The 20202-nt window shown below is 72.3% G+C and carries 18 protein-coding genes; 14 read left to right on the forward strand and 4 right to left on the reverse strand.

Annotated elements, in window-relative coordinates; all coding sequences use genetic code 11:
- Positions 1-11: 11 nt before the first annotated feature.
- From zwf to pgi, 5 genes are all read left to right on the forward strand, one after another.
- Positions 12-1490 carry a glucose-6-phosphate dehydrogenase gene (gene zwf / locus ACUN0C_RS13090; RefSeq protein ID WP_445466824.1) on the forward strand — a complete coding sequence of 493 codons (1479 nt, stop codon included), beginning with the start codon at positions 12-14 and terminating at the stop codon, positions 1488-1490.
- A 52-nt stretch (positions 1491-1542) separates the two neighbouring features.
- Complete coding sequence (gene edd / locus ACUN0C_RS13095) at positions 1543-3375, forward strand: phosphogluconate dehydratase (RefSeq protein ID WP_445466825.1); 1833 nt, start codon at positions 1543-1545, stop codon at positions 3373-3375.
- A complete protein-coding gene (eda, locus tag ACUN0C_RS13100; RefSeq protein WP_445466826.1) occupies positions 3372-4007 on the forward strand; it encodes a bifunctional 4-hydroxy-2-oxoglutarate aldolase/2-dehydro-3-deoxy-phosphogluconate aldolase in 636 nt (211 codons plus the stop codon). Before edd ends, eda begins: the two co-directional genes overlap by 4 nt.
- A 55-nt stretch (positions 4008-4062) precedes the next feature.
- On the forward strand, positions 4063-4689 hold the full coding sequence (locus ACUN0C_RS13105; RefSeq protein ID WP_445466827.1) for a glutathione S-transferase family protein: 627 nt from the start codon (positions 4063-4065) through the stop codon (positions 4687-4689).
- Between the two features lie 76 nt (positions 4690-4765).
- Positions 4766-6409, forward strand: a complete 1644-nt coding sequence (pgi, locus tag ACUN0C_RS13110; RefSeq protein WP_445466859.1) for a glucose-6-phosphate isomerase — start codon at positions 4766-4768, stop codon at positions 6407-6409.
- Positions 6410-6437: 28 nt separating this feature from the next.
- Here pgi and ACUN0C_RS13115 read toward each other — a convergent pair whose 3' ends face one another.
- Positions 6438-7052 carry a class I SAM-dependent methyltransferase gene (locus tag ACUN0C_RS13115; protein ID WP_445466828.1) on the reverse strand — a complete coding sequence of 205 codons (615 nt, stop codon included), beginning with the start codon at positions 7050-7052 and terminating at the stop codon, positions 6438-6440.
- 237 nt (positions 7053-7289) lie between these two features.
- Here ACUN0C_RS13115 and ACUN0C_RS13120 point away from each other — a divergent pair, with 237 nt between their 5' ends.
- From ACUN0C_RS13120 to cobM, 6 genes are read left to right on the forward strand one after another with little or no spacing between them, the layout of a single operon-like run.
- Positions 7290-8381, forward strand: a complete 1092-nt coding sequence (locus tag ACUN0C_RS13120) for a sirohydrochlorin chelatase (protein ID WP_445466829.1) — start codon at positions 7290-7292, stop codon at positions 8379-8381.
- A gap of 1 nt (position 8382) precedes the next feature.
- Positions 8383-9006 (forward strand): precorrin-8X methylmutase, encoded by a 624-nt coding sequence (locus ACUN0C_RS13125; RefSeq protein WP_445466830.1) that lies wholly within the window; start codon positions 8383-8385, stop codon positions 9004-9006.
- A complete protein-coding gene (cbiE, locus tag ACUN0C_RS13130; protein ID WP_445466831.1) occupies positions 9003-10202 on the forward strand; it encodes a precorrin-6y C5,15-methyltransferase (decarboxylating) subunit CbiE in 1200 nt (399 codons plus the stop codon). Before ACUN0C_RS13125 ends, cbiE begins: the two co-directional genes overlap by 4 nt.
- On the forward strand, positions 10199-10891 hold the full coding sequence (gene cobI / locus ACUN0C_RS13135) for a precorrin-2 C(20)-methyltransferase (protein ID WP_445466832.1): 693 nt from the start codon (positions 10199-10201) through the stop codon (positions 10889-10891). The genes cbiE and cobI overlap by 4 nt, the downstream gene beginning before the upstream one ends.
- A gap of 8 nt (positions 10892-10899) precedes the next feature.
- Positions 10900-12675 carry a precorrin-3B C(17)-methyltransferase gene (gene cobJ / locus ACUN0C_RS13140; RefSeq protein WP_445466833.1) on the forward strand — a complete coding sequence of 592 codons (1776 nt, stop codon included), beginning with the start codon at positions 10900-10902 and terminating at the stop codon, positions 12673-12675.
- Positions 12672-13445, forward strand: a complete 774-nt coding sequence (gene cobM / locus ACUN0C_RS13145) for a precorrin-4 C(11)-methyltransferase (protein ID WP_445466834.1) — start codon at positions 12672-12674, stop codon at positions 13443-13445. Before cobJ ends, cobM begins: the two co-directional genes overlap by 4 nt.
- 88 nt (positions 13446-13533) lie before the next feature.
- On the opposite strand, the gene acs is transcribed toward cobM, so the two are convergent.
- The 3 genes from acs to ACUN0C_RS13160 all read right to left on the reverse strand — a co-directional run bounded on the left by acs (position 13534) and on the right by ACUN0C_RS13160 (position 17039).
- On the reverse strand, positions 13534-15489 hold the full coding sequence (acs, locus tag ACUN0C_RS13150) for an acetate--CoA ligase (RefSeq protein ID WP_445466835.1): 1956 nt from the start codon (positions 15487-15489) through the stop codon (positions 13534-13536).
- A 143-nt stretch (positions 15490-15632) separates the two neighbouring features.
- Positions 15633-16292, reverse strand: a complete 660-nt coding sequence (locus ACUN0C_RS13155; RefSeq protein WP_445466836.1) for a class I SAM-dependent methyltransferase — start codon at positions 16290-16292, stop codon at positions 15633-15635.
- 117 nt (positions 16293-16409) lie between these two features.
- Positions 16410-17039 (reverse strand): DUF1236 domain-containing protein, encoded by a 630-nt coding sequence (locus ACUN0C_RS13160; protein WP_445466860.1) that lies wholly within the window; start codon positions 17037-17039, stop codon positions 16410-16412.
- Positions 17040-17240: 201 nt separating this feature from the next.
- On the opposite strand from ACUN0C_RS13160, the gene ACUN0C_RS13165 reads away from it, so the two are divergent.
- The 3 genes from ACUN0C_RS13165 to ACUN0C_RS13175 all read left to right on the forward strand — a co-directional run bounded on the left by ACUN0C_RS13165 (position 17241) and on the right by ACUN0C_RS13175 (position 20201).
- Positions 17241-17642: a (R)-mandelonitrile lyase gene (locus ACUN0C_RS13165; RefSeq protein WP_445466837.1), complete on the forward strand. Its 402-nt coding sequence runs from the start codon at positions 17241-17243 to the stop codon at positions 17640-17642.
- Positions 17639-18547, forward strand: coding sequence for a formate/nitrite transporter family protein (locus tag ACUN0C_RS13170; protein WP_445466838.1), 909 nt, complete (start codon positions 17639-17641; stop codon positions 18545-18547). The genes ACUN0C_RS13165 and ACUN0C_RS13170 overlap by 4 nt, the downstream gene beginning before the upstream one ends.
- Before the next feature lie 133 nt (positions 18548-18680).
- Entirely contained in the window at positions 18681-20201 is a 1521-nt protein-coding gene (locus ACUN0C_RS13175; protein ID WP_445466839.1) for a helicase HerA domain-containing protein, read from the forward strand.
- The last annotated feature ends 1 nt before the right edge of the window (position 20202 follow it).

The following is a 20202-nucleotide window of genomic DNA, read 5'->3' on the forward strand; positions in this document are numbered from 1 at the left end:
ACGGAGGATCAATGTCGCATCGCGTCATCCCGGTGGATCCGTTCGACTATGTCGTGTTCGGGGGCACCGGCGACCTCGCGCGCCGGAAGCTGCTGCCGGCGCTCTACCAGCGCCACAAGGACGGCCAGATCCCGCCGGGCTCGCGCATCGTCGCCGTCGCGCGGACGCGCCGCGAGGACGAGGCCTTCCGGGAGACGGTGCGGACGTCGCTTCAGGAGTTCCTGCCCGGCGCGGAGAGCGACGGCTGCGCGGTCGACGCTTTCCTCGCGATGGTCAGTCACGTCGCCGTCGACGTCGAGGCGGACGCCGGCTGGCAGGATCTCGCCGCGTTCCTCGCCGGCGCGGAGGACCGCATCCGCGCGTTCTACCTCGCGGTCGGCCCGGACCTCTTCGGCAAGATCTGCACGGGCATCGGGCGCCACCGGCTGGTGACGGCGAACACCCGCCTCGTCATCGAGAAGCCGATCGGCAGCTCGCTTGCCACGGCCCGCGCCGTCAACGAGGCGGTCGGCAGCGTGTTCGCCGAGGACCAGATCTTCCGGATCGACCATTATCTCGGCAAGGAGACCGTGCAGAACCTGATGGTCCTGCGCTTCGGCAACTCGCTCTACGAGCCGCTCTGGAATTCCGCGCATATTGACCACGTCCAGATCACGGTCGCCGAATCGATCGGCGTCGGCTCCCGCGCGGGCTATTACGACAGCGCCGGTGCGCTCCGAGACATGGTGCAGAACCACATCCTGCAGCTCCTCTGCCTGATCGCGATGGAGCCGCCGGACTCGCTCGACGCGAACTCGGTCCGCGACGAGAAGCTGAAGGTGCTGCGGGCGCTGAAGCCGATCGGCGAGGACGAGATCGACGTCTGCACCGTCCGCGGCCAGTACCGCGCCGGTGCGTCGGAAGGTGGCGCCGTCGTCGCCTATGGCGACGAGATCGCCCGGTCCGAAAGCGCGACCGAGACCTTCGTGGCGATCCGCTCGGAGATCTGCAACTGGCGCTGGGCCGGCGTGCCGTTCTACCTCCGGACCGGAAAGCGGCTGGCGAGCCGCGTCTCGGAGATCGTGGTCGCCTTCAAGGCGATCCCGCATTCCATCTTCCCGAAAGGGTCGGGCGTCATTCATTCCAACCGCCTGGTGCTGCGCCTGCAGCCGGACGAGGGCGTGAAGCAGTGGATCATGATCAAGGATCCCGGCCTCGGCGGCATGCGGCTGCGGCACGTCCCCCTCGACATGAGCTTCGCGACGTCGTTTCAGGCCCGCAACCCGGATGCCTACGAGCGCCTCCTGCTCGACGTGATCCGCGGCAACCAGACGCTCTTCATGCGCCGCGACGAGGTCGAGGCGGCCTGGGCCTGGATCGACCCGATCCTGGAGGCCTGGGAGCGCTCGGGCGCCGCACCGCGGCCGTATACAGCCGGTACATGGGGCCCGTCCGCCGCCATCGCGCTCATCGAGCGCGACGGGCGCAACTGGCACGAAGACAGCGGGTGACGGCCGGTCGGCGGCGCCTTCGTGTCCGGCACGCCTGCAACGGGAGAAGGCGATGAGTCCACGCTCCGACATCCTTGCGGTCACCGGGCGCATCGCCGCGCGCTCCGCCCGGCGCCGGCAGGCCTATCTCGGCCGTATCGCGCAAGCGCGCGAGGCGGCGCCGCGGCGCGGCACGCTCGCCTGCGGCAACCTCGCGCACGCCTTCGCGGCCTGCTCGACCTCCGACAAGCGCGCGCTCGCCGGCGACGTCGTGCCGAACCTCGCGATCGTGACGGCCTACAACGACATGCTCTCGGCGCATCAGCCGTTCGAGCGCTTTCCCGAGCTGATCCGGCGCGCGGCGCACGAGGCCGGCGGCGTGGCCCAGGTCGCCGGCGGCGTGCCGGCGATGTGCGACGGGGTCACGCAGGGCCAGAGCGGCATGGAGCTTTCGCTCTTCTCCCGCGACGCCATCGCGATGGCGACCGGGATCGCGCTCTCGCACGCGATGTTCGACGCCGCCGTCTATCTCGGCGTCTGCGACAAGATCGTGCCGGGGCTCCTGATCGGGGCTCTCGCCTTCGGCCATCTGCCGGCGGTGTTCGTCCCGGCCGGCCCGATGCCGAGCGGCCTTCCGAACGACGAGAAGGCGCGCATCCGGCAGCTCTACGCCGAAGGCAAGGTCGGTCGCGCCGAGCTCCTCGATGCGGAATCGCAGTCCTATCACGGCCCGGGCACCTGCACGTTCTACGGCACCGCGAACTCCAACCAGATGCTGATGGAGATCATGGGCCTGCACCTGCCCGGCGCGTCCTTCGTGAACCCGAACACGCCGCTCCGCGACGCGCTGACGGGGGCGGCGGCGAGGCGGGCGCTCGCCATCACCGCGCTCGGCAACGAGTACACGCCCGTCGGCGAGGTGGTCGACGAGCGGGCGATCGTGAACGGCATCGTCGGCCTGCACGCCACCGGCGGCTCGACCAACCACACCCTGCACCTCGTGGCGATCGCGCGCGCGGCCGGCATCGAGATCACCTGGGACGATTTCGCCGCGCTGTCGGAGGTCGTGCCGCTGCTCGCCCGGATCTACCCGAACGGGCGCGCCGACGTGAACCATTTCCAGGCGGCGGGCGGCATGGGCTTCCTGATCGGCGAGCTGCTCGACGCCGGCCTCCTTCACGAAGACGTCCGCACCGTCTGGGGGACCGGGCTCGGCGGCTATCGCCGGGAGGCGCGGCTCGCCCCGGACGGCGGGCTCGTCTGGGTCGATGCGGCCCGCGAAACCCATGACGCCGACGTGCTCCGCCCGGCCGGCGCGCCGTTCCAGCCGACCGGCGGCCTCCGGCTCCTCGCCGGCAATCTCGGCCGCTCCGTGATGAAGACCTCCGCCGTGAAGCCGGACCGGCAAATCGTGGAGGCGCCGGCCCGCGTGTTCCATTCGCAGGACGAACTGATCGCGGCCTTCAAGGCCGGCGCGCTCGACGGCGATGTCGTCGCGGTCGTGCGCTTTCAGGGGCCGAAGGCGAACGGCATGCCCGAGCTCCACAAGCTCACGCCCTCGCTCGGCGTGCTGCAGGACCGCGGCCATGCCGTGGCCCTCGTGACGGACGGGCGCATGTCCGGGGCGTCCGGCAAGGTGCCGGCGGCGATCCATGTCACGCCGGAGGCGGCGGACGGCGGGGCGATCGCGCTCGTCCGCGACGGCGACGTCATTCGCGTGGACGCGGCCGCCGGGCGGCTGGACGCCCTCGTCGATCCTGCCGAGTGGGCGGCACGGTCACCGGCGACCGCGGATCTCTCCGGCAACGCGCAAGGCACGGGCCGCGAGCTCTTCGCGGTCTTCCGCGCGACCGCCGGCCCCGCCGAGGCGGGCGGAGGCATTTTCCCCTTCGGAGGCGAGGCATGAGGCAGGTCGAAACGCTCGGGCCGATCGTCGGCGCCGCCCCCGTCATTCCCGTCGTGGTGCTGGAGGACGCGTTGGCCGCCGTGCCGATGGCGCGCGCGCTCGTCGCCGGCGGGCTGCCCGCGATCGAGGTGACGCTGCGCACGGCGGCTGCGATGGATGCCATCCGCGCGATCGCAGCCGAAGTGGAAGGCGCGATCGTCGGCGCCGGCACGGTCCTCGGCGAGGCCCAGTTCGCCGAGGCCGAGAAGGCGGGCGCACGCTTCGCCGTCTCGCCGGGGGCGACGCCGGCTCTTCTCTATGCAGCGGGCGAGGCGGGCATTCCGCTGATGCCGGGTGCGGCGACGGCCAGCGAGGCGATGGCGCTCTTCGACGAAGGCTTCGGGATCCTCAAGTTCTTCCCCGCCGAACCCGCAGGCGGGCGCGCTTTTCTCGCCGCCTTGGCGCAGCCGCTGCCCGCAATCCGCTTCTGCCCGACGGGCGGAATCACTGCGGAGAGCGCGCCGGCCTACCTCGCTCTGCCGAACGTTGTCTGCGTCGGCGGCAGCTGGGTGGTGCCGAAGGAGGCGGTCGCCGGCGGCGACTGGAAGCGCATCGAGCGGCTCGCCCGGTCGGCAACCGGAATGCGCGGCTGACACCTCGCGCCGAGGCGCGTTCGCAGGTTTTCACACACGCTGGAGAGACACCGACATGGTCGACCTGACGCTCTACCACATCTCGCCGTCGCGCTCGCTGCTCGCGCTCTGGATGCTCGAGGAGGTCGGCGCGGAGTACGAGGTGAAGGTGCTTTCCACCGAGCGGGACGAGCAGCGCGAGCCGGCCTACCTCGCGGTCAACCCGATGGGGAAGGTACCCGCTCTCGTCCACCAGGGCACGGTCATCACCGAGGCGGCCGCGATCTGCGCCTATCTCGCCGATGCCTTTCCGGAGGCGGGGCTGGCGGTGCCGATCGGCACGCCGGCCCGCGGCGTCTACTACAAGTGGCTGTTCTTCGGCCCGTCCTGCTTCGAGCCGGCCGTCATCGACCGCATGCTGAAGCGGGAAGGCGGGCCGCGCGGCGCGCTCGGCTGGGGCGATACCGACACGACGCTCGCCGTCCTGGAGGCGGCGGTCCGCGACCGCCCCTTCCTCATGGGCGACCGCTTCACCGCGCCCGACGTCGTGATCGGCGGCGGCCTGCGCTGGGGCATGGCGACGGGCGCCGTGGAGAAGAAGCCCGCCTTCGAGGCCTATGTCGCACGCTGCTCCGAGCGGCCGGCGCTGAAGCGCTCCGAAGAGCGCGACCGCGCGGAAGCGGCGAGAGCCGCGTCGGCCTGACGGCGGGTTCGTCCGAGGGTCTGCCGATGCGCGCCGCGCGTGTGCTAGAGAGAGCGCGGTGGACACCGGGGGCACCATGAAGGACAAGGCGAGACGGGCGCTCGAGGCGCTGGCCGAGCACGGGCGCACGCTGGCGGGCACCACGCTCAGGGAGCTCTTCGCGCGCGACCCCGACCGCTTCGCCCGCTTCTCGGCCTCGGCGGGCGGCCTGACGCTCGACTATTCCAAGAACCTCGTCACGGCGGAAACCGTGCCGCTCCTCGTCGCCCTCGCCGAGGCGGCCGGCGTCGAGGAGCGGCGGCATGCGATGGTCTCGGGCGAGGCGATCAACAACACGGAACGCCGCGCCGTGCTCCATGTCGCGTTGCGCGCGGCCCGCGGCGCCGACATCCGCGTCGGCGGCGAGAACGTGGTGCCGGCAGTCCACGAGGTGCTCGATCGCATGGGCGCCTTCGCGGAGGCCGTGCGCTCCGGCGCGATCCGCGGCGCGACCGGCCTCGCCTTCGCCGACGTGGTGAACATTGGCATCGGCGGCTCCGATCTCGGCCCGGCAATGGCGGCTGCGGCGCTTGCGCCCTATCGCGGCGGCGGGCCGCGCGTCCATTTCGTCTCCAATGTCGACGGCGCGCACATCGCCGACACGCTTGCTGCGCTCGATCCGGCGCGCACCCTCTTCCTGATCGCCTCCAAGACCTTCACCACCGCGGAGACGATGACCAATGCCGGCACCGCCCGCGCCTGGCTCGCCGACGCCCTCGGCGACAAGGCCGTGGCCGACCATTTCGCGGCGATCTCGACCAACCTCGCGGCGGTCGAGAGCTTCGGCATCAGCGCCGACCGGGTGTTCGGCTTCTGGGACTGGGTCGGCGGCCGCTATTCCGTCTGGTCGGCGATCGGCCTGCCCGTGGCGATCGCGATCGGCTCGGCCAATTTCGAGCGGTTCCTCGCCGGCGGCCGGACGATGGACGAGCACTTCCTGGCGGCGCCGCTCGCGCAGAACCTGCCGGTCCTGATGGCGCTCGTCGGGATCTGGCACCGCAACGTGCACGGCATGGCGAGCCAGGCGATCCTGCCCTACGACCAGCGCCTCGCCCGCTTCGCGGCCCACCTCCAGCAGCTCGACATGGAATCGAACGGCAAGCGCGTGACCCGCGACGGCCGTCCGGTGGACTACGAGACCGGCCCCGTCGTCTGGGGCGAGCCCGGCACGAACGGCCAGCACGCCTTCTTCCAGCTCCTCCACCAGGGCACCGACGTCGTCCCGTGCGACTTCCTGGTCGCGGCCGAGCCGCACGAGGCGCTCGGCGACCATCACGCCAAGCTCGTCGCGAACTGCCTCGCGCAGAGCGAGGCGCTCGCCTTCGGCAAGACCGAGGAGGAGGCGCGGGCGGAGCTCGCGCAGAGCGGGCTCGGCGCGGCGGAGATCGACCGGCTCGCCCCGCACAAGGCGTTCCCGGGCAACCGGCCGTCCAACACGCTCCTCTACCGGCGGCTCGACCCGTTCACCCTCGGCATGCTGATCGCGCTCTACGAGCACAAGGTCTTCGTGCAGGGCGTGGTCTGGGACGTGAACTCCTTCGACCAGTGGGGCGTGGAGCTCGGCAAGGCGCTGGCGAGCCGGCTGCTGCCGATCGTGCGCGACGGCGCCCCCGCTGCCGGCCTCGATTCCTCGACGGCCGGCCTCGTCGCGCGGATGCGGGACCTCCGCGGCAGCGCCTGAACAGGGGGGCCGTCCGCGCCCGGCCGCGTCAGCCCCGCCTCAGCACGGCATAGGCGAAGGCCTGCACGCTGCCGCCCGGCGTGACGTGCCGCTCCGCCGCCTGCGCCTCGAGCCGGAACTCGGCGCCGAAGCGCGCGGCGAGCGTCTCCGCGCTGTAGCGCTCGACCGGCAGGCCGCTGCAGCGCTCCGGCCCCTCCGGCGCGAAGGTCGCGATCACGATCGCCGAGCCCGGCTCCGTCGCCGCCCGCAGCGTCGCCAGATAGGCGTCCTGGTCCGCCTTTTCGGTGAGGAAGTGGAAGACGGCGCGGTCGTGCCAAACGGCCCAGCGCCGCTCCGGCTGCCAGCGCGTCACGTCGGCGGCGATCCAGCCGACCCGATCCGCCTCCGGCCCGAGCCGTGCCCTGGAGCGCGCGAGCGCGGCCTCCGAGAGGTCGAGCACCGTCACGTCGGAACGGCCCTCGGCGAGCAGGGCGTCGACGAGCCTCGACGCGCCGCCGCCGACATCGAGGATCGGCGCGGCCTCGTCCGGCGCCGCCCGGCGGATGAGATCGAGCGAGCGCTCGGGACGCTCCTGGTACCAGCTGACGGCGGTCTCCTCCTTCGTCCGGTAGACGTTCTCCCAATGCGCGCGCCGCTCGTACATGACCGCGTCCCTCCCGCTCCGTTCCGCAGAGAGTGGGGCTGCCGCCGCGCGCCTGCAACGGCGGCGCGATTGACCGGACGGCGCCGGGCGCTTAGACCCGCCGCGGATGGTCGTCCCACGAGGGGCTGAAACGATCCCGCTGCGACCGACCCAAACAGGGGGTCAAACCGGGGCCGTCTTGCGAAGCCGCGGCATCTCCGCCGGCGGCGAGCCTCGCGCACGACCCGGAGGCTCGCAATGCCCGACGCGGCACACCCGGTTCCGTTCCCCGCCGATGCGCCGGAGCGCTTCGGCGTCATGGTCTGCGGGCATGGCAGCCGGGACGAGAAGGCGGTCGCCGAGTTCGCCGCCCTCGCCGAGCGGCTGAAGGGCCGCTTCCCGGGCTGGCCGGTCGATTACGGCTATCTCGAATTCGCGCGGCCGGTGATCCGCGACGGGCTCGACCGGCTGAGGGCCGCCGGCGTCACGCGCGTGCTCGCGGTGCCGGGCATGCTCTTCGCCGCCGGCCACGCCAAGAACGACATCCCCTCCGTCCTCAACACCTATGCGGCCGCCCATCCCGGCCTCGCCGTCGAATACGGCCGCGACCTCGGCATCGACCCGAAGATGCTCGCCGCCGCAGCCGACCGGGTCCGCGAAGCGCTGGCGGCGGCCGACGAGGTGCCGGCGCACGAGACGCTGCTCGTCGTGGTCGGGCGCGGCGCCTCCGACCCCGACGCCAATTCGAACGTCGCCAAGGTCACGCGCATGCTGTGGGAAGGCTTCGGCTTCGGCTGGGCTGAGACCGCCTATTCCGGCGTCACCTTCCCGCTCGTCGCCCCCGCGCTCGACAAGGCGGCGCGGCTCGGCTTCCGGCGCATCCTGGTGTTCCCCTACTTCCTGTTCACCGGCATCCTCGTCGACCGCATCTACGCCGCGACCGACGACGCGGCGGCGCGGCACAAGGACATCGAGTTCCTCAAGGCGCCCTATCTCGCCGACCACCCGCTCGTCGTCGACACCTTCGTCGAGCGCGTCCACGAGATCCTGTCGGGCGACAACAGGATGAATTGCGGCCTCTGCAAGTACCGCACCCAGGTGCTCGGCTTCGAGGCCGAGGTCGGCCTGCCGCAGGAGAGCCACCACCATCACGTCGAGGGGATCGGCACGGGCCCCGCCGACGCGCCCGACCACGGTCACGGCCATCATCACGATCACGATCACGGGCATCACCATGCCCACGGCCATTCCCGTGACCACGGCCATGCCCATGCAGATCACGGCCACCATCACCATCCCTATCCGCATGCCGACCACCCGCTCGGGCCGCGCACGCTGAAGCCGCGCTGAGATGTTCGACTACGTCCGCGACCCGGCCGAGATCAGCCGCCGCTCCTTCGAGATCATCCGGGCGGAATGCGATCTGGGCGGCCTCTCCCCGGCGATGGCGCGGGTCGCGGAGCGGGTGGTGCACGCCTGCGGGATGACCGACATCCTCGCCGACCTGCATTATTCGCCGGGCGCGGCGGAAAAGGGCCGCGCCGCGCTCGCGGCCGGCGCGCCGGTCGTCTGCGACGTCCGCATGGTCGCCGCGGGCATCATGGCGAGCCGGCTGCCGCCCGGGAACGAGGTGCTGGTGGCGCTCGACGCCTGCCCCCCCGGTGAGGCGGTCGCCGGCACGCGCACGGCCGCCGGGATGGAGCGCCTCGGTGGCAGGCTGGGCGGCGCCGTCGTCGCGGTCGGCAACGCGCCGACGGCGCTGTTCCGCCTCGTCGAGCTCGTCGCGGCAGGCGCGCCCCTGCCGGCCCTCGTGCTCGGCTTTCCGGTCGGCTTCGTCGGCGCGGCCGAATCGAAGCAGGCGCTCGCCGAGAACCGCCTCGGCATCCCGTTCGTCGCGCTCGCCGGCCGGCGCGGCGGAAGCGCGATGGCGGCCGCGGCGGTGAACGCCCTCATCCTCGACGGGAACGACCCGTGACCCCCTGGCTGTCGATCATCGGCATCGGCGAGGACGGATTGGCGGGGCTTTCGCCGGCGGCGCGGCAGCTCGTCGACGACGCGGAAATCCTCGTCGGCGGCGAGCGCCACCTCGCGATGGTGCCGCCCGACGGTCGCGAGCGGATCGCCTGGCCGAGTCCACTGTCCGTTCTCGTGGAACGAATCGGGACTCTCCGCGGACGGCGAATCACGGTCCTCGCGACCGGGGATCCCATGCATTTCGGCATCGGCACGACCCTCGCCCGGCACGTTCCGGCCGACGAGATGATCGTGATTCCGGGGCTTTCCGCCTTCTCGCTCGCCGCCGCCCGTCTCGCCTGGCCCCTTGACAGGACAGCGATGCTGACCCTTCACGGCCGGCCGCTCGAGACGCTCGCGCTCCACGTCCATCCCGGTGCGCGGCTGCTGATTCTCGCGCACGACCGGACCACGCCCGCCGCCGTCGCGGAATGGCTGCGCGCGCGCGGCTTTGGCGAGAGCCGCATGGTCGCGGTCGCCCATATGGGCGGGCCGGCCGAATGCCAACTCGACGGAACGGCCGAGACCTGGTCGGCCGAGGTGCCGGACTTCCATACGCTCGCGGTCGAATGCGTGGCCGGGCAGGACGCCGACTGGCTGCCGCGCGCCGCCGGCCTGCCCGACGAGGCGTTCGTCCACGACGGCAAGATGACCAAGCGCGAGGCCCGTGCGCTCGCGATCGCGAAGCTCGCGCCCCATCCCGGCGCGCGCCTCTGGGACGTCGGCGCGGGCTGCGGCTCGGTCGCGATCGAATGGATGCGCGCCGCCGACCGGGCGGCCGCGATCGGCATCGAGCCCCGGGCGGACCGGCGCGCGCTCGCCGCCCAGAACGCCGCACGGCTCGGAGTCCCTGGGCTGAAACTCGTCGACGGCGCCGCGCCGGCGGCCTTCGCCGACTTGCCCGCGCCCGACGCCATCTTTCTCGGCGGCGGCATCGCCCGCGAAACGATCGCCGCGTCGGCGAACCGCCTGCCGCCGGGCGGCCGGCTCGTCGCCCATGCCGTCACGCTGGAGAGCGAGGCCGACCTCCTCGCTGCTCACGCCGAGCTCGGCGGCGAACTCGTGCGCCTGTCGGTCGCGCGGGCGGAGCCGGTCGGCCCCTATTCGGGCTGGCGGCCGGCCATGCCGGTCACGCAATGGGCGTGGAGGCGGCGATGAGCGGCCGGCTCTACGGCATCGGGGTCGGGCCGGGCGACCCCGAGCTGATGACGCTGAAGGCGGCGCGCATCCTCGCCGCCGCGCCCGTCGTCGCCTATCCGGCGGCGAACGACGGCCCGAGCCTCGCGCGCGCCATCGCCGCCGCGCACATCGCCCCCGGCGCGGCCGAGATCGCGTTCCGCGTTCCGATGCGTGCCGGCGCGCCCCCGCTCGAGGTCTATGACGGCGCCGCCGCCGAGATCGCCGCTCATCTCCGGGCCGGACGCGACGTCGCCGTGCTGTGCGAGGGCGACCCCCTCTTCTACGGCTCCTTCATCTATCTTCACGAGCGGCTCGCCGCCTTCCCCGCGACGATCGTTCCCGGCGTGAGCGCGCTCGGCGCCTGCGCGGCCGCGGCCGGAAGGCCGCTCGTCATGCGCGAGGGCAGCCTCTCGGTCGTGCCGGCGACGCTTGAAGACGCCGTCCTCGCGGACCGGCTTTCGCACGGAGAGGCCGCGGCCATCATGAAGGTGGGGCGACATTTGCCGCGGATCGCCCGGCTGCTGGAACGCATCGGCCGGGCCGGCGACGCCGTCTATGTCGCGCATGCGAGCCGGCCGGACGAGCAGGTCCTCGCGCTCGATGCGGCCGTGGCGGCAGGGTGCACCTCCTATTTCGCAATGGTGCTCGTGGACGGGGGCGGCCGATGAAACCGGCGGTGATCGCTTTGACCGTGCCGGGCCTGGAGACCGCCCGCCTCGCCGCGAAAGCCGTCGGCGGCGAGGTCCACGCCCGCGATCCCCTGGAAGCCGAGGCGTCGTTCGCGGACATCGCGCCCCGTGTGCGCGCCCTCTTCGAGGCGGGCCGGCCGATCCTCGGCGTGTGCGCCGCCGGCATCCTGATCCGCATTCTGGCGCCCCTGCTGGGCGACAAGCGCGCCGAGCCGCCGGTCCTCGCCATCTCGGAGGACGGCGCCTCGATCGTGCCGCTCCTCGGCGGGCACCGCGGCGCGAACGATCTGGCGCGGCAGGTCGCCGAAGCCTTGGGCGGCCGCGCCGCGATCACCACCGCCGGCGACGCCCGATTCGGCATTGCGCTCGACGCGCCGCCGCCGGGCTGGATCCTCGCCAATCCGGCCGATGCCAAGCCCGTCATGGCGGCGCTGCTTGCGGGCGCATCCGCGCGGTTGGAGGGCGAAGCGCCCTGGCTCGCCGCAAGCCTCATCCCGTTCTCGGCCGAGGGAACGGTCCGCCTCGTCGCAAGCATCCAGGACGCCCCGGGCGACGAGGCGACGCTCGTCTATCATCCCAGGCGCCTCGCCGTCGGCATCGGGTCGGAGCGCGGGGCGGATCCGGCCGAAGTCGCCACCCTCGTCCGAAGCACGCTCGCCGAAGCCGGTCTCGCCCCCGGCGCCGTCGCCTGCGTGGCGTCCGTCGACCTCAAGGCGGACGAGCCGGCAATCCTGGCGGCGGCCGAAGCGCTGGGCGCCCCCGTGCGCTTCTTCGGCGCCGCCCGTCTCGAGGCGGAGACGCCGCGGCTCGCCAATCCGTCCGACGTCGTCTTCGCGGAGATCGGCTGTCACGGCGTGGCGGAGGCGGCCGCGCTCGCCGCAGCCGGTCCCGGCGCCGAGCTCGTGGTCCCGAAGCGGAAGAGCGCACGCGCGACTTGCGCCGTCGCGGCCGCGCCGGAACCGTTCGATCCGCGCGCCGTCGGCCGCGCCCGTGGTCGGCTCGCGGTCGTGGGCACGGGTCCGGGCGAGGCCGGCTGGCTGACGCCCGAGGCGCGGCGGCTGATCGAGGAGGCCGACGCCATCGTCGGCTACCGCCTCTATCTCGAGCTGATCGAGGGCCTCAATCCGAAGGCGGAGCGGTTCTCTTCGGATCTCGGGGCGGAGGAGGAGCGGGTGCTCGTGGCCCTGCGGCTTGCCGGCGAAGGCCTGTCCGTCGCGCTGGTCTCCTCGGGCGACCCCGGCATCTATGCCCTCGCGACGCTCGTCTTCGAGTGCCTGGAGCGCGCCGGCCTCCCCGACGGCGCGCGCCGCGCGGAGATCGTGGTCGCGCCCGGCATCTCGGCCATGCAGGCGGCGGCGGCGCGGATCGGCGCCCCGCTCGGCCACGATTTCTGCGCCATCTCGCTCTCCGACCTCCTCACCGACTGGGAGGCGATCGAGGCCCGCGTCAGGGCGGCCGCGGAAGCCGATTTCGTGATCGCCTTCTACAATCCCGTCTCGCGCCGCCGGCGGACGCAGCTCGCCGCGGCGAAGGCGATCCTGCTCGCGCACCGCCCGCCCGACACGCCGGTCGTGACCGCCCGCAACCTCGGGCGCGAGGGCGAGACGGTCGAAGTGACCATGCTTTCGGCGCTCGACCCCGAGCGGGTCGACATGCTGACCGTGGTGATCGTCGGCGCGTCGACCTCGCGCAGGATCGCGGTCGGCGGCGCGGAGCGCGTCTACACGCCCCGGGGATACGCAAGGAAGCGGAGCGCGGAATGACCGGCATCGTGCATTTCATCGGCGCCGGGCCGGGCGCGCCGGACCTCATCACGGTGCGCGGACTGAGGCTCATCGAGCGCTGCCCGGTCTGCCTCTATGCCGGCTCGCTCGTGCCGGCGGAGGTGGTCGCCGCCGCGCCGCCCGGCGCGCGCGTCCTCGACACCGCGCCCATGACGCTGGACGAGATCGTCGCCGAGATGGAGGCCGCGGTGGCCGGGGGCAAGGAGGTCGCGCGCGTCCATTCCGGCGACCCCTCGCTCTATGGCGCGATCGCCGAGCAGATCCGCCGGCTGAAGGCGGCCGGCATCGCCTACGACGTCACGCCCGGCGTGCCGGCCTTCGCCGCCGCCGCGGCGGCGCTCGGCCGCGAGCTCACCATCCCCGAGGTGAGCCAGACCGTGATCCTGACGCGCACCGCCATGAAGTCCTCGGCCATGCCCGAAGGCGAGGACCTCGCCACGCTCGCCCGAACGCGCGCGCTCCTCGTCATCCACCTCTCGGTCCGCAATCTGCTGGAGATCGAGCGCCAGCTCGCCCCCGCCTACGGCGCGGACTGCCCCGTCGTGGTGGCCTATCGCGTCGGGTGGCCGGACGAGGCGTTCATCCACGGCACGCTCGCCGACATCAGGGACAAGGTGCGCGCGGCGAAGATCACGCGCACCGCGCTCGTCTTCGTCGGCCGCGCGCTCGCGGACACCGACTTCCGCGATTCCGCGCTCTACGATGCGGCGCACGCCCACGTGCTGCGGCCGAAGCGGAAGGCGGTCTGAACGGCGCCGCTTTGTTTCCCACAGGGCCGGCACGCTTCGCCCCCGAACGGCGAAACCGCAGCGCGATCAAGGCGCTGCGGCCCGGAGATCACCGCTTGTTCTGGCGGTTCTCCACGAGGTTGTCCACAACGCCGGGATCGGCGAGCGTCGAGGTGTCGCCGAGATTGGAGAAGTCGTCCTCGGCGATCTTCCTGAGGATGCGCCGCATGATCTTGCCGGAGCGCGTCTTCGGCAGGCCGGGCGCGAACTGGATGAGGTCGGGCGAGGCGATCGGGCCGATCTCGGAGCGCACCCAGTCGCGCAGCTCCTTGCGCAGCCCCTCGCTCGGCTCCTCGCCGGCCATCAGCGTCACGTAGCAATAGATGCCCTGGCCCTTGAGGTCGTGCGGATAGCCGACCACTGCGGCTTCCGAGACCTTCGGGTGGGCGACGAGCGCCGATTCCACTTCGGCCGTGCCCATGCGGTGGCCGGACACGTTGATGACGTCGTCGACGCGCCCGGTGATCCAGTAATAGCCGTCCTCGTCGCGCCGGCAGCCGTCGCCGGTGAAGTACTTGCCGAGATAGGTCGAGAAGTAGGTCTGCACGAAGCGCTCGTGGTCGCCGAAGACGGTGCGCATCTGGCCCGGCCAGGAATCGGCGATGACGAGGTTGCCGCTCGTCGCGCCCTCCAGCACGTTCCCTTCCGCGTCCACGATCTCCGGCTGCACGCCGAAGAAGGGCAGCGTCGCCGAGCCCGGCTTCTGCGCGATCGCGCCGGGCAGCGGCGTGATCATGATGCCGCCCGTCTCCGTCTGCCACCAGGTGTCGACCACCGGGCAGCGGCCGTCGCCGACGACGCGGTGGTACCATTCCCAGGCTTCCGGGTTGATCGGCTCGCCGACCGAGCCGAGCAGGCGGAGGCTCTTGCGCGACGTCTTCTCGACGTGGGAATCGCCGGCGCCCATCAGCGCGCGGATCGCGGTCGGCGCCGTGTAGAAGATGTTGACGCCGTGCTTGTCGATCACCTCCCAGAAGCGCGAGGCGGAGGGATAGTTCGGCACGCCCTCGAACATCAGCGTCGTCGCGCCGTTGGCGAGCGGGCCGTAGACGATGTAGCTGTGCCCGGTCACCCAGCCGACATCCGCGGTGCACCAGTAGACGTCGCCGTCATGGTAGTCGAAGACGTACTGGTGCGTCATCGAGGCGAAGACCAGGTAGCCGCCGGAGGTGTGGAGCACGCCCTTCGGCTTTCCGGTCGAGCCGGACGTGTAGAGGATGAACAGCGGGTCCTCCGCGCCGATCTCCTCGGCCGGGCAGTCGGCCGGGACCTTCGCGACCTCGTCGTGATACCAGAGGTCGCGGCCCTCCTGCATGGCCACGTTGCCGCCGGTGCGGCGCACGACCAGCACCTTGGCGACATGGGCGCCCTCGCGCTCGGCGCGCTCGATCGCCTTGTCGGTGTTCGCCTTGAGCGGCACCGGGCGCCCGCCGCGCAGGCCCTCGTCGGCGGTGATGACGAATTCCGAGCGGCAGTCCTCGATCCGGTTGGCGAGCGAGTCCGGCGAGAAGCCGCCGAACACCACCGAGTGGATCGCGCCGATCCGCGCGCAGGCGAGCATCGCGTAGGCCGCCTCCGGGATCATCGGCAGATAGATCGTGACGCGGTCGCCCTTCTTCACGCCGTGCGCCTTGAGCACGTTGGCGAGCCGGCAGACGTGGCCGTGCAGCTCGGAATAGGTGATCGCCTTCGATTCCGACGGGTCGTCCCCCTCCCAGAGGATCGCCACCTGCTCGGCGCGGTCCTTCAGGTGCCGGTCGATGCAGTTGGCCGAGACGTTGAGCGTGCCGTCCTCGAACCATTTGATCGAGACGTTGTGCGGGTCGTAGGAGGTGTTCTTCACCGTCTGGAACGGCTTGATCCAGTCGATCCGCTTGCCGTGCTCGGCCCAGAAGCCGTTCGGGTCGTCGACGCTCTTGCGGTACCCCTCGCGGTAGCGCGCCTCGTCGACGAAGGCCCGCGACGCCCACTCGCCGCTCACGTCGTAAAGTCTAGCATCCGACATCGGAGCGCCCTCCTCACCTCGTTCGCGCGGGCCTCGCAGGCCCGTTTTCCCGTCTATTATGCCGAGCGGGGCGGGAGCGTCCACAGGCGCAGCCGCCCATCGGCCTCGGTATTTCGTCGAGGATGGGCGGTCGCCGCGCGGCCTCAGCGCCGCTCCGCCCGCCTGGTCCAGCGCAGGACGTCGGTGCGCTTGATCTCGGAATCCTCGAGCGCCCGCGTCACCGGGACCGAATGGGTCGAAAGCCGCGTGAGCCGCTCCTTCGGCAGGTAGCTGCGCCCGGGATCGCCGACGAGGATGTCCGCGCCGCGCCCCGCGACTGCGTCGAGCCAGGGCGCGAGGCGGTCGGCGAGCGGCTTCTCGTAGAAGGCGTCGCCGACCAGCACCAGATCCCAGCCCTCGTCGCGGCCGATCAGGTCCCCGCGCGCAAGGTCGAGCGCGACCGCGTTCGCCGCAGCGTTGAGCGCGATCGCGGCGAGGGCGAAGTCGTCGATCTCCGCGCAGAGCACGCGGGCCGCGCCCGCCCTGGCGGCGGCGATCCCGACCAGGCCGGAGCCGGAGGCGAAGTCGAGCACGGTGGCGCCGGCGACCGTCTCCGGCCGGTCGAGCAGGAAGCGGGCGAGCGCTTGGCCGCCCGCCCAGGCGAACGCCCAATAGGGCGGCGGCAGCCCCATGGCGCCGAGCTCCTCCTCCGTCTTCTCCCAGAGCCGCAGCGCCTCGTGGGCGAGGTGCAGCCTGATCTCCGGCACGAGCGGCGGGGCGAGCAGTTCGGTGTTGTCGCGAACGAAGGCGGCGGGGTCCGTCATGCCGGGAGGCGTGCCCGTTTCCCCGACCCGGCGCAATGGCAATCGGCGGCCGGGGCCGCGCACGAAAACGGCCGCCGGGAAGCCGGCGGCCGCGATGGTTCGGACGGGCGTCCGGCGTCAGCGGACGACGTAGACGATCTCCCGCTCCTGCGGGCGGACCAGCACCGGCTGGCCGTTCACGTAGGCGTAGCTGTACTCGTAGTCCGGGACGGGCCTCAGCTCGACCGTCTCGGGCACGCGGGCGCCGACCACCACCTCGCCTTCGAGGTAGACCGGCTCGACCTGGTTCTGCGTGACGTAGGTGCGGACCTCCTGCGGGGGATCGACCGCCGCGCCGGCGACCGCGCCGGTGAAGCCGCCCACGAGGGCGCCGACCGGGCCGGCGATCAGCGCGCCGGCGACCGCGCCGCCCGCGGCCGTCATCGCGGCGCCTTCCGAGCCGCCCGAGCGTGCTTCGTAGGTGACGCTCGGCACGTTCATCTGCGGCGTGCGCTGCGTCACCACCACCTGTTGCCCGCCGGCATCGGCCGCGAGGTAGTCGGAATAGGCCCAGCCGGAATTGCCGCCGGCGGTCACCTGGCACCATTTGCTGTTCTCGATGCAGCCGGCGATCGAGACCGCGCCGTTGGCGCCGATCACGCCGACGACCGGGTAGTTCGGGCCGGGCCCGGCACGCATGTTGAGATCCGTCACGGCGACCGCGGCCGTCTGCGCCGAAGCCATCGACGGAAGGGCGAGTGCAGCCATGAGCGCGGCTGCGGAAAGCGTCGTCTTCGTTGGCACGAGAGCCTCCGTAAGAATGTAGACCCCTCGGGGCCAGCAACATCGGGCCGAAGTGTTTGGTTCCCCACGCGATGAGCGGGATTGCGAAGGAGCAGGAACTCTCGATCTTTCGCCCGCGCCGAGAATGCAGCTATGGTCGTGCGCTCTAGCCGAGGAGGGCAGGCCATGGAGATCAGGCCTTGCGGGTCGGTGCCGTCGCGGCGCGGCCCGAGCGACTATTTCACCGGAACGGTCTGGCAGGACCCGATCATCGACGCCGATGCGCCCGCACGCCTCAAGGCGAACCTCGTCAGCTTCGATCCCGGCGCCCGGACGGCGTGGCACACGCATCCGCTCGGCCAGACCCTCTACGTCGTCTCCGGCTGCGGCCGCGTGCAGGTCGAGGGCGGCCCGATCCGCGAGATCCGGGCCGGCGACGTCGTCTGGATCGCGCCCGGGGAGCGCCACTGGCACGGCGCCGGGCCGACCACCACGATGAGCCACCTGGCCATGCAGGAAGGCCTGGACGGCGTCGCCGTGGAGTGGGAGGGGCACGTCACCGACGCGGAGTACCGGGCCGGCGGATGAGGCTGCCCGACGAAGAGAGCCCGCCCGGAGCGCGTGCCGGCAGCCCGGAGCCGCCGGGCTGGAGCGATCACGCCGTCGACGCGCTGCTGCCGGCCGAGATCGCGCGCAAGGCCGAGGCGGTCGGAGCCCAGAAGGCGCGGCTCGATCCGGTCCGATTGTTCGTGCTGGCCGTTCTCGCCGGCGCCTTCATCGCGCTCGGCGCAATGTTCGCAACGACCGTCATGGCCGGCGCGGAAGGCATGCCGTTCGGCATCAGCCGCCTGCTCGGCGGCCTCGTCTTCGCGCTCGGCCTGATCCTCGTCGTGCTCGGCGGCGCCGAGCTCTTCACCGGCAACACGCTCATGGTGATGGCGCTCGCGGCGCGGCGCATCACGCTTGCGGAGATGCTGCGCGCCTGGGGCATCGTGCTCGCCGGCAATTTCGTCGGCGCCATCGGGACGGCGCTCCTCGTCTTCCTGTCAGGCCAGTACCTCGCAGGAGGCGGTGCGGTCGCAGAGAGCGCCCTCGGCCTCGCGGTCGCGAAGGTCGGCCTGCCGTTCGGCCGCGCGCTCTTCCTCGGCATTCTCTGCAATGTGCTGGTCTGCCTCGCGGTCTGGATGTCGCTCGGCGCCCGCAGCGCCGCCGACAAGGTGCTCGCGATCCTGTTCCCGGTCTCCGCCTTCGTCGCTGCGGGGTTCGAGCACTCGGTGGCGAACATGTACATCATCCCGCTCGGCATGATGATCGCGGGGTTCGGGCCGGAAGGGGTTCTCGCCGATGCGGGCTTCCTGCCGGCCGATCTGGCCCCGCTCACCTGGGCCGCGTTCCTGTGGAGCCTGGTGCCGGTCACGATCGGGAACGTGATCGGCGGCGGCGTGCTGGTCGGCGCCGTCTACTGGTTCGTCTACCTGCGCCACGAGCATTGACGCGCGGCCGGCCGCAGGGCGCGGACGGCGATTGGCCGGCGCGGACGGGGATTAGCTGTGGACGCGCGAGCCCGCGCGCGGATGTCCTCGAGCGCGCGTGCTAAGGCGGAAGCCGGAATCCGGTGCGCGTGGGATGAAGACTGCCGTCGACATGGGCGTGAGCGCGGGGAAGCCCGCGCTGCTCGATCTGGAAGAGCTGCTCGCGACCCGCCTGCTGGTCCAGGGCAATTCGGGCTCGGGCAAGTCGCACCTCCTGCGCCGCCTGCTCGAGCAGAGCGCCCCCCACGTCCAGCAGGTCGTGATCGATCCCGAGGGCGACTTCGTCACGCTCGCCGAGCGCTTCGGTCATGTCGTCATCGATGCCGCGTCCGTTCAGGACGAGCTGCAGCGGATCGCGCGCCGCACCCGGCAGCACCGTGTCTCCGTCGTGCTCGCGCTCGACGAGCTCGATGTCGAAGGCCAGCTCCGCGCGGCGGCGGCGTTCCTGACCGGGCTCTTCGAGGCTGAGCGGGACCACTGGTTCCCGATGCTGGTGGTGGTCGACGAGGCGCAGCTCTTCGCCCCGGCGCTCGCCGGCGAGGGCACCGACGAGGCGCGGCGCCTCTCGCTCGCCGCGATGACCAACCTGATGTGCCGCGGCCGCAAGCGCGGCCTCGCCGGCATCATCGCCACCCAGCGCCTCGCCAAGCTCGCCAAGAACGTCGCGGCCGAGGCGTCGAACTTCCTGATGGGCCGCACCTTCCTCGACATCGACATGGCGCGCGCCGCGGATCTCCTCGGCATGGAGCGGCGCCAGACGGAGATGTTCCGCGACCTGGAGCGCGGCCAGTTCATCGGCCTCGGCCCCGCGCTGTCGCGCAAGCCCATCCCGATCCGGATCGGCGGGGTGGAGACGTCGGGCCGCTCGGGCAGCCCGGTCCTCGTGCCGTTGCCCGAGCAGCCGCCGGAGGATGCGGGCCAGCTCATCTTCGTGGCGGGGGAGGGGGAGCCGGAGGTCGAGCGCAACCCGATTCCGCAGCGGCCGCGCGCCTCCACGGCAGACGTGCTGGTCCAGCTCGCCGCCCACCGGCCGCCGGCACAGGCGGAGCCGGAATTGGAGATCGACCCGGCCGCGCAGCACGCGATCGTCGCCGAGATCCTGGAGGAGATGGCGTCGGAGGCCGGTTCGGCTGCGCGCGCGCTCCCGGTGCTCCACCAGGACTTCGCGGGCCGCTGCCGGATGCGTGGCGTCGCGCGCGCCGTGCCGGGCATGACGGAGTTCCGCCGCCTGATGGCGGTCGCGCGCGCCCGGCCTTCGCCCGAGACGCGCGAGACGCCCGAATGGCAGGCGGCGCTCGACATGGCCGCCGGCCTGCCGGAGGACCTGCAGGGCCTCTTTCTCTTCGTCGCGCGGATCGCGATCGAGAGGCAGCCCGCGCCGTCCGACGACGCGCTCGGCGAGGCCTACGGCACGCAGTCGGCCGGGCGCCTCCGCCGCGTGCTCGCCCATCTCGACGAGCGCGGCGATCTCGTCGGCCATGCCGACCCCGCCGGCCGGCGTGTCTTCGCCATTCCGCGCCTCGGGCTCGAGACACTGCCCGCCGCCGGCGTCGCGGCCGCCGCCCCAGGCGGGCTCAGGCGTCCGGCGCGCCTGCGCGCGCCGCGCTTCGGCTGAC

This window comes from Faunimonas sp. B44 (assembly GCF_052655945.1).